General features: G+C 63.6%; 11 protein-coding genes. 5 read left to right on the top strand and 6 right to left on the bottom strand.

The features are described from left to right. From HG262_RS29405 to HG262_RS29430, 6 genes are all read right to left on the bottom strand, one after another. On the bottom strand, nucleotides 1-2043 hold a 2043-nt coding region (locus tag HG262_RS29405), incomplete at its 3' end, for a retention module-containing protein (protein ID WP_169274363.1). An 84-nt stretch (nucleotides 2044-2127) separates the two neighbouring features. Next, on the bottom strand, nucleotides 2128-2784 hold the full coding sequence (locus HG262_RS29410) for a DNA-binding response regulator (RefSeq protein WP_169274364.1): 657 nt from the start codon (nucleotides 2782-2784) through the stop codon (nucleotides 2128-2130). Between the two features lie 19 nt (nucleotides 2785-2803). Next, entirely contained in the window at nucleotides 2804-4225 is a 1422-nt protein-coding gene (locus tag HG262_RS29415; protein ID WP_169274365.1) for an HlyD family type I secretion periplasmic adaptor subunit, read from the bottom strand. 7 nt (nucleotides 4226-4232) lie between these two features. Then, complete coding sequence (locus HG262_RS29420) at nucleotides 4233-6407, bottom strand: type I secretion system permease/ATPase (RefSeq protein ID WP_211187829.1); 2175 nt, start codon at nucleotides 6405-6407, stop codon at nucleotides 4233-4235. Then, nucleotides 6382-6594 carry a hypothetical protein gene (locus HG262_RS29425; RefSeq protein ID WP_169274367.1) on the bottom strand — a complete coding sequence of 71 codons (213 nt, stop codon included), beginning with the start codon at nucleotides 6592-6594 and terminating at the stop codon, nucleotides 6382-6384. The genes HG262_RS29420 and HG262_RS29425 overlap by 26 nt, the downstream gene beginning before the upstream one ends. Nucleotides 6595-6620: 26 nt before the next feature. Beyond that, nucleotides 6621-8126, bottom strand: coding sequence for a TolC family outer membrane protein (locus HG262_RS29430; protein ID WP_169274368.1), 1506 nt, complete (start codon nucleotides 8124-8126; stop codon nucleotides 6621-6623). A gap of 514 nt (nucleotides 8127-8640) precedes the next feature. Here HG262_RS29430 and leuC point away from each other — a divergent pair. From leuC to HG262_RS29455, 5 genes are all read left to right on the top strand, one after another. Further along, nucleotides 8641-10044: a 3-isopropylmalate dehydratase large subunit gene (leuC, locus tag HG262_RS29435; protein WP_105560417.1), complete on the top strand. Its 1404-nt coding sequence runs from the start codon at nucleotides 8641-8643 to the stop codon at nucleotides 10042-10044. 26 nt (nucleotides 10045-10070) lie between these two features. After that, nucleotides 10071-10721, top strand: coding sequence for a 3-isopropylmalate dehydratase small subunit (gene leuD / locus HG262_RS29440; RefSeq protein WP_169274369.1), 651 nt, complete (start codon nucleotides 10071-10073; stop codon nucleotides 10719-10721). Between the two features lie 31 nt (nucleotides 10722-10752). Further along, a complete protein-coding gene (gene leuB / locus HG262_RS29445; protein ID WP_169274370.1) occupies nucleotides 10753-11829 on the top strand; it encodes a 3-isopropylmalate dehydrogenase in 1077 nt (358 codons plus the stop codon). 230 nt (nucleotides 11830-12059) lie between these two features. Then, nucleotides 12060-13190, top strand: coding sequence for an aspartate-semialdehyde dehydrogenase (gene asd, locus HG262_RS29450; RefSeq protein WP_169274371.1), 1131 nt, complete (start codon nucleotides 12060-12062; stop codon nucleotides 13188-13190). Between the two features lie 257 nt (nucleotides 13191-13447). After that, nucleotides 13448-14736: FimV/HubP family polar landmark protein (locus tag HG262_RS29455; protein ID WP_169274372.1), on the top strand; the 1289-nt coding region annotated here is incomplete at its 3' end.

Raw genomic sequence — 14736 nt, forward strand, 5'->3', positions numbered from 1 at the left:
AGCCGGGTCGTTGTTGGTGAGGTTATACGTCCACTTGCCGTCGGCATCGATGGAGAACGTACCGTGCTGGCCAGCGGCATTCGTCTGGGCGACAAACACGGCTTGGCCTGCATCGGGATCCGTCACGTTGAGCTTGCCGCCAACGGTCAGCGTCACGTCTTCGGTGACCGTACCAGCGTCGTCGCCCGGTTGAGCCGGATTGATGACGGCGCCGTCGTCCGTGCCGTTGATCGTGACGGTGACTTGCTGGCTGGTCACGCCACCATGGCCGTCGTCCACCGTGACCGTGAAGGTTTCGGTGATCGATTCGCCGCTCTTCAAACCCTTGACAGTCGTATTCGTGTCGTCGAGGTTGTAGGTCCACTTGCCGGTGTTGTCCACCGTGAAGCTGCCGAAGTCGCCCTTGCCGCCGTTGCCGACGGTCCACGTGTGGGTGTCGTTCACGTCCACGTCAGTCTGACCGAGCTGGCCGGTCACGCTGGTGGTGCCGCCGTCGGTGACCGAGCCCGTGGTCTCGCCGCTGACGACCGGCGCGTCGTTGGTGCCGTTGATGGTGATCGACACTTCTTGCGTCGTGACGCCGCCGTGGCCGTCGCTGACCGTAACGGTGAACTTCTCGGTCAGCGACTCGCCGACGCCCAGCGCCTGCACCGTCGGGTTGCCGTTGGTCAGGTTGTAGGTCCAGTTGCCGTTGGCGTCGATCGACAGCGCGCCATATTGGCCGGCGCCGTTGTTGTTGATCGTCCAGGTGTGCGTGTCGGATGTATCGACGTCCGCCACGTCCAGCTTGCCGGTGGCGGCAAGCGTGGTGTCTTCGGTCACGGCGCCGGCGGCTTGGCCGCTAAGCGTCGGCACGTCGTTGGTGCCCTGGATGGTGACGACTACGGTGCCGGTCGTGCCGTCCGCTGTCGTCACGGTGAAGGTCTCGGTCAGGGTCTCGCCAACCGCCAGCCCTTGTACGCGGGCGTCGTTGTTGTTCAGGTTGTAGACCCACGAGCCGCTGGCATCGATCGAGAACGTGCCGTGCTGGCCTGCCTGGCCGGATTGCACAACGAAGCGGGCTTCGCCATCGTCCACGTCGGCGACATTGAGCTTGCCGTTCGTGGTGAAGGTGGTGTCTTCCTTGACCGTGCCCTTGTCGTCGTCAGCGCCGGCAGGGGTGATGAGCGCCGGGTCGTTCACGCCGACGACAGTCACTTCGACGGTGGCCGTGGACGTCGCGCCGCTGGGGTCCGTGACAGTGTAGGAAATCGTGGTGGTGGCCGTCTGGCCTTCCGGCAGATGCTGGAAGCCGGTGCCCGGGGTGAAGACATAGCTGCCGTCCGGCAGAACGGTGAACGTGCCGCCGTTCGTGCCAGTGACCGACACGCCGCCCGACGTCATCGGACGGCCGCTGACGGAGACGATCGCCAGGGGATCGCCATCGGGATCCGAGTCGTTGGTCAGCAGGTTGCCGCGAATGATGGTGTTCTGGTCGCCACGGCCGGTGTCGTTCAGCGCGGACGGTGCGGTGTTGGTGACGGTCGGCGTGGTCGCGCCGTCGTCGCCATCACCGGTCAGGCCGGCGCCCAGGGCGCGGGGCACGGAGTCGTCGCCGCGGCCTGGGTTGGTGTAGGCCAGATCCAGGGGCGTCGTGGTCTCCAGGATACGGGCCAGGCGGACAAAGCTGCTGCCGCCGGCATCGCCGCCGCCGGCTACGATAGCGGCGGTGGGGTCCAGTTCGTCGAACGGGTCGCGGCCGGCTTGCAGCGCGGCCAGCAGGCGGTCGGAATCGGTGCCGGTGGGCGGAGCCACCGCGGCTTCGCTGGGGTCGGCCAACGGGCCGCCCATGTCGCCATTGACGGCGACTTCGCGGCCTTCACCGATGACGATCGGCATGCCGTTCTCAACCTGAAGGGAAACCGTGGCGCCCGAGGCAGTGACGATGTCGCTGCCGGCGGGGACTTTGCTGCCTTGATGCAGTTCGGTCAGAGAACCGTCGCTATTGCGTATCCACGCGCGACCGGAGATTTCATTGACGACTGCGGGGGAAGTGTTGGCCATGTTGGTTCCGTTTCAGGGAGTTATCCAAGATGGCCAGATACTAGAGGTCGCCGCTGGGGCGGGATATTGTCCTCAAGGACAGTATCAAGACGTAATTTTGCTCCGCGTGTCGGCGGGCGCGGAAATGCCGTGGACAAGCAGGGCCAATTGCAGGCGGTCGGACACCTTCAATTTTTCGAAAACAGCGGAAAGATGCGCCTTGACGGTGCGTTCGGTAATGCCCAGCGCTTCGGCGATCGCGGCGTTGGCCTGGCCGCTGGCGGCGTACCGCGCAACGGTGGTTTCGCGTTCGGTCAGCAGGCCACCGTCCCAGGACTGCGAATCCTGGGCGCGTTCTGTCACCAATTTAAGCAGGCGGGCCACCAGGGAACGGCCCATCCAGATGCCGCCGGACGCAACCACTTCCAGTGCCTGCGCCAGCGCCGTGGCCGGCGCATGGGTGTGGCAATAGCCATGGGCGCCCGCGCCTAACGCCTGCGTGCCTTGCTCGTCGTTGGGGCTGGGGCTGGCCACGACCAGGTGCATGCCGGCCAGGGTCGACGCCCAGACGGGATCCTGCCAGGAGGGCAGGCGGGGCACGTCGGCATCCAGCACGGCCAGCGAGCGGCCTTGCTCGCGCCAGCGCTGCAAGTCGGCCAGGCCGCGTCCGCGGGCCGCCAGCCAGCGCGTGGAATCCAGCGCGCGCCAGTGTTGCCACAGCAGGTCGTCGTGCGTAATCAACAAGACGGGAACAGGTTTCATATAGCCTTCCAGCTCTCCTTCAACGTTCGGTAAAGGCGTTCGCCTTGGCACGCAAAATCGGTTTGAGCAGGTACTGCAGCACAGTGCGCTTACCCGTCAGGATATGAACCTCCGCCACCATCCCGGGGATGATGGGCAATAGCTTGTCGCCCACCGTGCTGCGATCCGTGCGGACGCGCACCACGTAATAGGAATTGCCTTTCTCGTCGGTTACGGTGTCCGCGCCGATCTGTTCGACCTTGCCTTCCAGCCCGCCATAAATGGCGAAGTCATAGGCCGTGAATTTCACATCCGCCTTCTGGTCGGCATGCAGAAAACCGATGTCGCGCGGCTGGATCCGGACTTCAAGCAGCAGGGTGTCGTCCTTGGGGACGATTTCGATGATGTCCTTGCCAGGCTGCACCACGCCGCCCACGGTGTTGTTGAACAGCGTCTTGACGGTGCCGGCAAGCGGTGCGCGGACTTCAGCCAGCTTCACGCGGTCGGCCAAAGCCAGCTTGCCCTGGCTCAATGTGGACAGTTTGGTGTTGGTTTCCGACAGTTCGCGGCGTGCCTCGTTGCGAATGTTGAGTTCGGATTCTTCAAGCTTGCTTTGCGCTTCCTTGATCGAAGCCTGGAACCGGTCGATTTGCGCTTCGGCCCCTTTTTGCTCGCCGCAGTAGCGCGCCACGTCGCGCTGCAGGCGCAGCAGGTCCACTTCAGAGACCGCGCCGCTCTTGAGCAGTGGCCGGGTCACCTGCAGTTCACGGGAAGTCAGGCCGCAGCTGGCTGAGGCCTGGTCGCGCTTGGCGATCGTTTCGCGCAGGTCTTCCTGCCGTTGCTTGAGCTGTTCACGGGCGATATTGACGGTGGCGTTCAATTCCGCATTGCGGGCCTGCCAAGCATTGCGCTCCATTTCGGCCAGGCCGGGAGCCTGCTTCAACACTTCTTCCGGAGCGATGAAGGGTTCGCCCGTCGCCAGCGCTTTCAAGCGGGCCGACTTGGCAAGCAAGGACAGGTATTCCGCATTGTTTTCGCCCAACGAGGACGCGAAACGCGTGGAATCAATCTTCAGCAAAGTCTGGCCAGACTGTACTTCCTGGCCAGGACGAACCAGGATTTCCTCGACGATACCGCCGTCCAGGCTCTGGATGATCTGCACCTGGCGCGACGGCACGACTTTGCCTTCGCCCCGGACGACTTCATCGATGCTGCCGGTGGCCGCCCAGACCAGCAGCAGCACCACGGCCAGCATCGCCACCCACAGCAGGATGCGCGAACTACGGGCTTGTGATTCGTGGATCACCCATTCCGCGTTGCCGACGTAATCAGAGCGCTTTTCAAGCTTGCCCTTGTCGGCGCCATCCAGCAGCCGGTCGAAGAAGAACACGAAGACGTTGCGCAGTTTGCGCCACAAGCCTCCGATCAGACCTTGCTGGGTCTCTCCAGGATTTTTCTGCATGGCGCCCTTAACTCCCGCGTCCAACGCGTCCCTGACGCAGTGCTTCGACAACCTGCTCCTTGGGGCCGTCCGCTACGATGTGACCGTTGTCGATCACGATCAGACGTTCGACCAGGTCCAGCAGCGCAGTGCGGTGCGTGACCAGCAGGATCGTCTTGGTGGCGCTGGCCTCGCCTAGCCGCTTGCGCAACTGGGCTTCGCTCTGGTGGTCCATATTGCTGCTGGGTTCGTCCAGCAGCAGGATAGGGGGATCGTTGATCAGGGCGCGGGCTACGGCGACAGACTGCCGTTGGCCGCCCGACAGCGATTCGCCGCGCTCGCCGATCACCATGTCGAACCCGTTGGGGTGCAGATTGGCGAAATCGGTGACGCCGGCCAGGTTGGCCGCGGCCAGGATGCTGGCGTCGTCGGCATAGGGCGCGCCCATGGCCAGGTTGTGCTTCAGGCTGCCGTAGAACAGCGTCGGGTCCTGCGGCACATGGCCGATCGCGCGGCGCACGTCGGCGGGGTCGATCTGGCGCACGTCCACGCCGTCCAGCAGCACGGCGCCTTCGGTGGGCTGGTACAGCGACAGTGCCAGCTTCTCCAGCGTGGTCTTGCCCGAGCCGATGCGGCCGATGATGCCGACCTTTTCACCAGGTTTGAGCTTGAACGACACCTTCTTCAGCACGGGCTGCGTGCTGCCGGGGTACGTGAAGGTGACGTCACGGAATTCCAGGCCGCCGTGGAATACGGGGCGGTGCAGGAATTCGGCCTCGGCGGGGCGTTCGATCGGCAGCTTCATATAGTTGTCGATCGAGCCCAGCGACGTGCGGGCGTTCTGGTATTGCATCAGCAGGCCGGCCACCTGGCCCAGCGGCGCCAGGCAACGGCCCGCGATCATGGACGCGGCGATGATGCCGCCCATGGACATGGCGGATTCCTGCGCCTGGTACACGCCGATGATCACGACGGCGATGGACACCAGTTGCTGCACGGCCTGGACGAAGCCCACCGTGGACGATGAGATCAGCTTGAGCTTGCCGCCGGTCTGCGCGATGAATTCGGTGGCGCGTTCCCAGTTGCGCTGGATCGATCCTTGGGCGTTCAGGGTCTTGACGGCCTCCAGGCCGGTCAGCGCCTCCACCAGCGTCGCATTGCGTTGCGAACTGGCCTGGAAAGATGCCATCGTCAAGGCTTCCATGCGCGCCTGTGCGGCTAGCGACACCAGCAGGATCAAGACAATCGCCACCAGCGGCGGCAGGATCATCCACGGCGAGATCCAGGCCAGGGCGGCCAGGAACAGTACGATGAAGGGCAGGTCGACCAGCGTCGTGATGGTGGCTGACGCAATGAAATCGCGGATGGACTCAAATGACCGCAGGTTCGCCGCAAAGGACCCGACCGACACCGGGCGGCCCTCCATGCGCAGGTCCAGCACGCGTTCCATGATTTGCGCCGACAGGCGCACGTCGACCCGTTTGCTGGCGCTATCCACGACGTGCGAACGCGCGGTGGAAAGGATCATGTTGAAGATCACCACCAGCGTGATGCCGATCGCCAGGACCCACAGGGTCTCGACGGCGTTGTTGGGCACCACGCGGTCGTACACGTTCATGGTGAACAGCGGCATCGCCATGGCGAAGACATTGATCAGCAGGGCGGCGATCAGTGCGTCGCGGTAAAGGCGGCGGTTTTCCATGATGGCGGCCCAGAACCAATGGCGCTCGCGCACCTTGGCGACTTCGGGGGACCGCGCGTCGAATCGGAATTGCGGGCGCACGAAGCACACCAGGCCGGTGTACTGCGCGGCGAGCGCTTCGGGCGTCATCTCGACGGAACTGCCGCCCAACTCGGGGTGGCTGACGACATATTTGCCGTCTTCCTTCTTCAGTAGCAGACAGGCGCGTTCGCCTTGCAGCAGCAGGATGGCGGGCAGCAGGTCCTGGGAAATGCTGTCGAGCGAGCGCTTGACCACGCGTGCCGATAACTGCGCGCGCGCGGCGGCGCGAGGCAGCAGGGCCGGGGTCAGGCGGTGCTCTTCCAGAGGCAAGCCCGAGGACAGCGCCTGCGCCGTGGCTGTCACGCCATGCAGGCGCGTGATCTCGACCAGGCAATCCAGCAGCGGATCGTCATGCGCCGCACGAGCGTCCGCACGCCATTCCCGAGCTGCCTTTTCAGATAACTTGTCCATCTTCGTCATCCAATAGGTCGAGGTGTTCCGAGAGGCGCGCGCGTTGTTGCTTGCGCTGTGAAAGCTTTTGCTGTGCCTGGACTGGCAGGTCCGTCATGCGCAAGGTGCCATTGGCGATCAAGGCGTCGATCAGGTCTTCCAGAACACGGACAAAGTCCGCGTCCAACTGCGAAAATTCGTTGCCCTGGGGCGTCATATGGCCTCCTTGCGACCCAACCCCGGTCAGGGCTTGGCGTTGGGTGCGTTCAGCGGCACGAGCGTGGGCGGCAGCGTGCCTTCGTTGTATTGAACGCGCACGGGTGCCAGGCGGGCAGAGTCGGGAACCGTCGAGTTGCAAAGCTTGATCACTTCGTCGGTTACCGCCAGCTTGCCGTTTTCCTCGGGCATCTCGTTGCGCGCGGGTTGCAGCGACAGCGCGGGCAACAGCGCATGCGACAGCGCCAGCCAGCGATATTGCGCAAGCTTGAGGTCATACAGGCCGTTGGTCAATGCGCGGCGCGATTCGAACAATTCGTTTTCGGTATCCAGCAAGTCCAGCAGCGAACGCTGGCCAATCTGGAACTGTTGGCGATAGGCGTCGCGCACCTTGGTGGTGGCGACTTCGTGATCGCGCAGGAAGGGCAGCTTCTGGCTCAGGCTGGTGATGTTGTTCCAGGCCACGGCCAGGTCCTGCTGCACGTTGCGGCAGGTGTAGTCGCGGATGTCGCGGGCGGCGTAGGACTGCGCCGCGGTCTGGCGGACGCGAGCGGAATCGGCGCCGCCGCGGTACAGGTTGTAGCTCATGACGACCTGGACGCTGGAGCTTTGGATATCGCGGGTCTGCGGCGTGGGGTCGTTCTGGTCGCGGCCGGTGGAGGCAACGAACTCGAACTTCGGCGAGAACGCGCCCTTCGACGACGACACGCCTGCCTCGGCGGCCTGCAGGCCTGCCTGCTTGGACAGGAAGCTGGGATTGCGGCGCAGGGATTCATTGAAGTCGCCCGGCTTGACCGGCAGCTTGCTGGCGACGTCGGGCGGCGGCTGCATGGCTTCGGGCGGGAAGGCGCCGGTCACGCGCTGGAAGCGTTGCTGCACATCCAGCAGGTTGGCGGTTTCCGTCATCAAGTTGGTCTGGGCCAACGACAGGCGGCCTCCCGCCTGTTCCAGGTCGACGCGGCGGCCGACGCCCGATTCGGTGCGTTCGCCGATTTGCTTAAGCGTTTCTTCATGCAGGGAGTAATTCTGGCGCGCCAGCAATTCCATGTCGCGATAGCGCTGCAGATCGATATATGCCTGCACGGCGGCAAACGCGGTGGAATCGCTGGTGGCCAACACGTCATAGAAGCGCGCCAGTTTGTCGAAACCGGCTTGCTTGACGTCATTGCTGGTGCGGAAGCCGTCAAAAATCAATTGGCGGAGTTCGACGTTGTAACCCGGCCGGCTCCAGCTTTGCGAACCCACGGCGGGCACGTTGCTGCGGTATTCCCGGCCCACGTAGCCCTGCGCATTGATCTGCGGGAAAAACGCGCCGCGGGCCACGGCCTGGCCTTCCAGCGATGCCTGGAAATCGTGGTATTTGGCCTGGATCTCGGGATTGCTAAGCAGTGTTTGCTCAACGATCTGGTTCAACGTCACTGCGGATTGTCCTGCGGCAGGGGCGGCGGCGGGCGCCGCGGTCTGCGCAAATGCAGCGGGAACAAAGGCCAGGGCAAGTATCGAAGTCGTGCTTTTGAGCAAAAACGAAGCCATAGTGATTATTCGCGAGTCAGGTTGGATTGAATGGCTGGCATGTTGTATGCAAATGTCATATTTTTCGAGTCAAGATTTGTTAAGTCTTGCTGAGTGCAACAGGAAAGCCATGGGGGTTCTTCGCGCAACATCACCTAAAAGCACTGAATTTGCACGAACATCACGATATATGATCGCTGTGGTTTTCATTAATACGCTTTATTGCGTATTATTTCGAATGCGAGGCATGCATAGTGAAACAGGATTATATCGTTTAGATAATTCTGTTTCTATTTTCTTTAACTAAATCTTTCTTTGTGATTAATTTTCCACAGTGTGTGACGATTCGAATTGTTGATCTCGGGGACAGATTCCGTAACGAACATGGTAGTGGTGGTACTAGTATGTGTGGTGCGGTTGTACTAGGTTCAGACCCTGTGCATAATTCCTCCATGCCGCAGTGGCCGGCGCGGGAGCGATTTGCTTTTCAACCGCGCGAGGCTCAAGCCGGATTGTCTATTTGCAGAGCGCATCCATGGCCCAAACCCTTTACGACAAACTCTGGGACGCCCACATCGTCCACCAGGAATCAGACGGCACCTGTCTGCTGTATATCGATCGCCACCTGCTGCACGAAGTCACCAGCCCGCAGGCGTTCGAGGGCTTGGCGATCGCCGGGCGCAAGCCGTGGCGCACGGGCGCCAACCTGGCGGTCGCGGACCACAACGTCCCGACGCTGAACCGCGCCCAGGGCATCGACGACCCTGTGTCGCGCCTGCAGGTGGACACGCTGGACACCAACTGCGATAAGTACGGCATTACCGAATTCCGCATGAATGACCTGCGTCAGGGCATCGTGCACGTGATCGGACCCGAGCAGGGCGCAACCTTGCCCGGCATGACGGTCGTCTGTGGCGACTCGCACACCAGCACGCACGGCGCGCTCGGCGCGCTGGCCTTCGGCATCGGCACGTCCGAAGTCGAGCACGTACTGGCGACCCAGACGCTCTTGATGAAGAAAGCCAAGAGCATGCTGATCAAAGTGGAGGGCGAATTGCCCTTCGGCTGTACGGCCAAGGACGTGGTCCTGCACATCATCGGCATCATCGGCACGGCTGGCGGTACCGGCCACGCCATCGAATTTGCCGGCAGCACGATCCGCGCCCTGTCCGTGGAAGGCCGCATGACGGTCTGCAACATGGCTATCGAAGCCGGCGCGCGGTCGGGCATGGTGGCGGTGGACGACAAGACCGTCGAATACTTCCGCGGCCGTCCCTTCGCGCCCATGGGCGTGGTGTGGGATCAGGCGGTCAAGTACTGGCGCACGCTGCACACCGACGAAGGCGCCAAATTCGACACCGTGGTGGAAGTCAACGCGCGCGACATCAAGCCGCAAGTCACCTGGGGCACGTCGCCCGAAATGGTGCTGCCGGTGGATTCCCGCGTACCGGATCCCGACCGCGAAAAGGACGATGTGCGCCGCAGCGGCATGGAACGCGCCTTGGAATACATGGGCCTGAAGCCCAACACGCCCCTGACCGACATTCGTGTGGATCGCGTCTTCATCGGTTCGTGCACCAACTCGCGCATCGAAGACTTGCGCGCGGCCGCTGTCGTGGCCCGCGGCAAGCGGGTGGCGTCGAATGTGCGCCAGGCGATGGTGGTGCCGGGTTCCGGCCTGGTCAAGCAGCAAGCCGAACGCGAAGGCCTGGACAAGATTTTCATCGAAGCCGGCTTCGAATGGCGCGAGCCGGGTTGCTCGATGTGCCTGGCCATGAACGCCGACCGCCTGGAACCGGGCGAGCGTTGCGCCTCCACGTCGAACCGCAACTTCGAAGGCCGCCAGGGCCAGGGCGGCCGCACGCACCTGGTCAGCCCCGCCATGGCAGCCGCCGCTGCCGTGGCCGGCCATTTCGTCGACGTCCGCACGTTCCGCTAAGCGAATCAGCCCCGAGTACCGACATCATGCAAGCATTTACCACTCACGAAGGCCTGGTGGCTCCGCTCGACCGCGAAAACGTCGACACGGACCTCATCATCCCCAAGCAATTCCTCAAGTCCATCCAGCGCACGGGTTTCGGCCCGAACCTGTTCGACGAGCTGCGCTACCTGGATCACGGCGAACCCGGCATGGACAACAGCAAGCGTCCGCTGAATCCGGATTTCGTGCTGAACCAGCCGCGTTACCAGGGCGCTTCGGTGCTGCTGGCGCGCAAGAACTTCGGTTGTGGCTCCAGCCGCGAACACGCGCCCTGGGCGCTGACGCAGTTCGGCTTTCGCGCGATCATCGCGCCGTCGTACGCCGACATCTTCTTCAACAACAGCTTCAAGAACGGCTTGCTGCCGATCGTGCTGTCGGAATTGGAAGTGGCTCGCCTGTTCGATGAAGTCAAAGCCTTTCCGAGCTACAAGCTGAACATCGATCTGGATCGCCAGGTCGTGATTGCCCCGGACGGTCGCGCGATGGGCTTCGACATCGAACCTTTCCGCAAATACTGCCTGCTTAACGGCTTTGACGACATCGGCCTGACCTTGCGCCACGCCGACAAGATCCGCGCCTTCGAGGCCGAGCGCCTGACCCGCCACCCGTGGCTGGAAAGCCGTCCCATCGCCTGAACCCCATTCTGACCACAGGATCGTTTCTTAAATGAGCCACAACATCGCAGTCTTGCCGGGTGACGGCATCGGCCCGGAAATCGTCGAACAGGCCGTGCGCGTCCTGAAGGCGCTGGACGTTCCCTTCGACATCAAGCAGGCCCCCGTGGGCGGCGCCGCGTTCGACCAGTTCGAACATCCGCTGCCGCCCGCCACGCTGAATCTGGCCAAGGAATCGGACGCCGTGCTGTTCGGCGCCGTCGGCGACTGGAAGTACGACAGCCTGCCGCGCGAATTCCGTCCGGAGCAGGCCATCCTGGGCCTGCGCAAGGCGTTGGGCCTGTTCGCCAACCTGCGCCCAGCCATCCTGTATCCCGAGCTGGCCAGCGCTTCGTCGCTGAAGCCCGAGATCGTGTCCGGCCTGGACATCCTGATCATCCGCGAACTGACCGGCGACATCTATTTCGGCACGCCGCGCGGCGTGCGTTCGTCGCCCGACGGCGCCTTCACGGGCGAACGCGAAGGCTACGACACGATGCGCTATGCCGAATCGGAAGTGCGGCGCATCGCGCGCATCGGCTTCGAATCGGCCCGCAAGCGCAGCAAGAAGCTGTGCAGCGTCGATAAGGCCAATGTGCTGGAAACCTCGCAGTTCTGGCGCGACATCGTCATTGAAGTGGCGCGCGAATACCCGGACGTCGAGCTGTCGCACATGTATGTCGACAACGCGGCCATGCAGCTGGTGCGCAACCCGCGCCAATTCGACGTCATCGTCACGGGCAACCTGTTTGGCGACATTCTGTCGGACGAAGCCGCCATGCTGACGGGCTCGATTGGCATGCTGCCGTCCGCGTCCCTGAACGCCGGCGGCCAGGGCCTGTACGAACCCAGTCACGGTTCGGCGCCCGATATCGCCGGCAAGGGCATCGCCAACCCGCTGGCGACGATCCTGTCCGCCGCCATGCTGCTGCGCTATTCGCTGAACCTGGCGCCGCAAGCCGACCGCATCGAAGCCGCTGTGCGCCGCGTGCTGGCCGACGGCCTGCGCACGGCAGACATCTTCGAAACGGGCACGACGAAAGTCAGCACGGCAGGCATGGGCGACGCGGTACTCAAAGCCCTGGCCTGATTTGCCTGGCAAGGGGCGCGCCCTTGCGGCGCAGCTCCAGTTTCAAGGGCCGCCCGCAAGGCGGCCCTTTTTGCGCTGTTGCGACGGCGCTGCGAAACCCGGCCCTGTTCCTTGTGGCCCCCATTTTTTCAAGTTGCGCCGCAACATCCATGCGTGCATTCTGATAAATTGTTGAATTGCACGTTTTTTTCCTACCCGGACCTTGTCTCCACCTTTAAAGAGCGATTGAAATGAATCAAGCAGTAGGCCTTGTCGGCTGGCGCGGTATGGTCGGCTCGGTGCTCATGCAACGCATGCGCGACGAGAATGACTTCGCACTGATCGAACCGGTGTTCTTTTCCACCAGCAATGCTGGCGGCGCTGCCCCCACGTGGGCCGAAGGCGCAGGCCCGTTGCAAAATGCCTACGACATTGACGCTCTGAAAAAACTGCCGATCATCGTGACGGCGCAAGGCGGCGATTACACGTCCGAGGTCTACCCGAAGCTGCGCGGCGCGGGCTGGAACGGCATCTGGATCGATGCCGCCAGCACCCTGCGCATGGCCGACGACGCCATCATCGTGCTGGATCCGGTCAACCGCCCGGTGATCGACGCGGCGCTCAAGCGCGGCGTGCGCAACTTCATCGGCGGCAACTGCACCGTCAGCTGCATGCTGATGGGCCTGGCCGGGCTGTTCAACAACGATCTGGTGGAATGGATGACCACCATGACGTACCAGGCCGCATCCGGCGGCGGCGCGCAGCACATGCGCGAACTGCTGACGCAGTTCGGTGAAATCAACCAGGCGGTCAAGCCCCTGCTGAACGACCCCGCGTCGGCCATCCTGGAAATCGACCGCGGCGTGCTGGCCAAGCAAAAGGATCCGGCGCTGCCCCACGAGCATTTCGGCGTGCCGCTGGGCGGCAACCTGATTCCCTGGATCGACAAGGACCTGGGCGACGGGATGTCGAAGGAAGAGTGGAAGGGCGAAGTCGAGACCAACAAGATCCTGGGCCGCGGCGCCGCTTTCGGCACGGCACCGACCCCGATCGACGGCCTGTGCGTGCGCATCGGCGCCATGCGTTGCCACAGCCAGGCGTTGACCATCAAGCTCAAGCGCGATGTGCCGCTGGACGAGATCGAATCGCTGATCGCCCAAGGCACGCAATGGGCCAAGGTCATCCCCAACACCAAGGAAGCCACGGTTTCCGCACTGACCCCGGTCGCCGTCACCGGCACGCTGGATATTCCGGTGGGCCGCCTGCGCAAGTTGTCGATGGGTTCGCAGTACCTGGGCGCCTTCACGGTGGGCGACCAGTTGCTGTGGGGCGCCGCCGAGCCGCTGCGCCGTATGCTGCGCATCGCGCTGGCCGAAGCCTGATGCCGTTTCGGGCGCCCCGTTTTGGCGCCTGATCCCGCAGTTTGGCAATCAAGGGCACCTGTGGGTGCCCTTGATGTTTATGCAATCGTCAAAGCAGTGTGGTGGATGTGCCCGCGAGCCAACGCCAATGCGCCTTTCAGGTTTGTGAAATGCGCGTCATCCATTACACTTTTCCGGTGAATTGAGGCCTGTTCTCACTTAATGGGTGCGAACGGGCTCTAGCCCGTAATTCGACTACAAGAACGGAATTCCAGCTTATGACCCAGCGTTCGCGCCACGTGAAGCATGCCCGCCGTTTGAAAACCCTTCAATGGGCGATCGCCCTGGCGATAGGGTCGAGCATGTGCAGTTCGGCGCTGGCCATGCGCGTGGGGCATTCGCGCGTCGTTTCCGTGCCGGGCGCGCCGTTGCAGGCCGTGGTGGGGTTGCAGGAACTGACGCCCGACGAAGTGGCTTCGCTGAAGGTATCGGTGGCGGACGAAGCCGCCTGGCAGCGCGCCGGCCTGAAACCGCCGGTGCCCCTGGCCAGCATGGTGGTCAGGATCGAGGATGGCTTGGATGCCACGCGCAAGAATCTGCGCGTCCGCGGCACGCAGCCGCCGGCAAGCGGGGCAGTGGATTTGCTGCTGGATATCAGTTCCAGTTCCGGGCAGCGCCAGGTGCAAGTCAGCGTTCTGGTGCCGTTGCGTGGCACCGGTGCTGATGTGACGCCAGCCGCTGTCGGCGCGCCAGCGCGCGCGGCCGGCTCGGCGGGCTCTGTCAACGTGAAGTCGGGCGACAACCTCTTTGCCATAGCCCAGCGCAATGCCGTACCCAACGCGTCGGTTTACCAAATGCTGGTTGCGCTGTGGCGCGCCAATCCCGAGGCGTTCATCCAGAACAATATGAATCTGGTGCGCGCCGGACAGAAACTGAATATCCCGGATGCCGCGACGGTCCGGGCGATCGATCCAGCGGAAGCGCGCCGCATCTTCAATGAACACGCAGAGGCGTTTGCCAAGTACCGCGCTCGGCTCGGCGCGGCCGCTGGCGCCAATCCGTCGGTGGTGAAGGGGCAGGACGCGGCATCGGGCACGGTCGCCCGCCCGGGCGACACCGGCGTGGCCAGCGCCGCACCGACGCAAGACCGGGTGCGCCTGTCCACTGGCCAGGCGCAGAACAGCGCCTCGGCACAGGCAGAAGCGCAAGCCGATGCCAGGACGTCATCGGAGCGTGCGCTGAAAGACGTCGAAGGCCGTGTGAACCAGCTGCAGACCAATGTGGACGACCTGAACAAGGCCGTTGCACAACAGGGCGCGGCAGGGGCGGGCGGCGCAGCAGGTGCTGCCGGCGTTCCGGGCACGCCAGGCGCGGCAGGCACTCCGGGCACGGCAGGCACTCCGGGCGCAGCAGGTACTCCGGGCGCAGCAGGTACTCCGGGCGCAGCAGGTACCTCGGGCGCGGCAGGCACTCCGGGCGCAGCAGGCACGCCGGGCGCAGCAGGCACTCCGGGCGCAGCAGGCACTCCGGGCGCAGCAGGCACTCCGGGCGCAGCAGGCACTCCGGG

Source organism: Achromobacter sp. Bel, assembly GCF_012928505.1.
In the GTDB taxonomy this organism is placed as follows: Bacteria; Pseudomonadota; Gammaproteobacteria; order Burkholderiales; family Burkholderiaceae_B; genus Achromobacter.

Excerpts from the sequence above, each read along its gene's own strand:
- HG262_RS29430 (WP_169274368.1), bottom strand. The coding sequence starts at position 8,126 with ATGGCTTCGTTTTTGCTCAAAAGCACGACTTCGATACTTGCCCTGGCC.
- leuC (WP_105560417.1), top strand. The coding sequence starts at position 8,641 with ATGGCCCAAACCCTTTACGACAAACTCTGGGACGCCCACATCGTCCAC.
- asd (WP_169274371.1), top strand. The coding sequence starts at position 12,060 with ATGAATCAAGCAGTAGGCCTTGTCGGCTGGCGCGGTATGGTCGGCTCG.
- leuD (WP_169274369.1), top strand. The coding sequence starts at position 10,071 with ATGCAAGCATTTACCACTCACGAAGGCCTGGTGGCTCCGCTCGACCGC.
- HG262_RS29420 (WP_211187829.1), bottom strand. The coding sequence starts at position 6,407 with ATGACGAAGATGGACAAGTTATCTGAAAAGGCAGCTCGGGAATGGCGT.
- HG262_RS29415 (WP_169274365.1), bottom strand. The coding sequence starts at position 4,225 with ATGCAGAAAAATCCTGGAGAGACCCAGCAAGGTCTGATCGGAGGCTTG.
- HG262_RS29410 (WP_169274364.1), bottom strand. The coding sequence starts at position 2,784 with ATGAAACCTGTTCCCGTCTTGTTGATTACGCACGACGACCTGCTGTGG.
- HG262_RS29425 (WP_169274367.1), bottom strand. The coding sequence starts at position 6,594 with ATGACGCCCCAGGGCAACGAATTTTCGCAGTTGGACGCGGACTTTGTC.
- leuB (WP_169274370.1), top strand. The coding sequence starts at position 10,753 with ATGAGCCACAACATCGCAGTCTTGCCGGGTGACGGCATCGGCCCGGAA.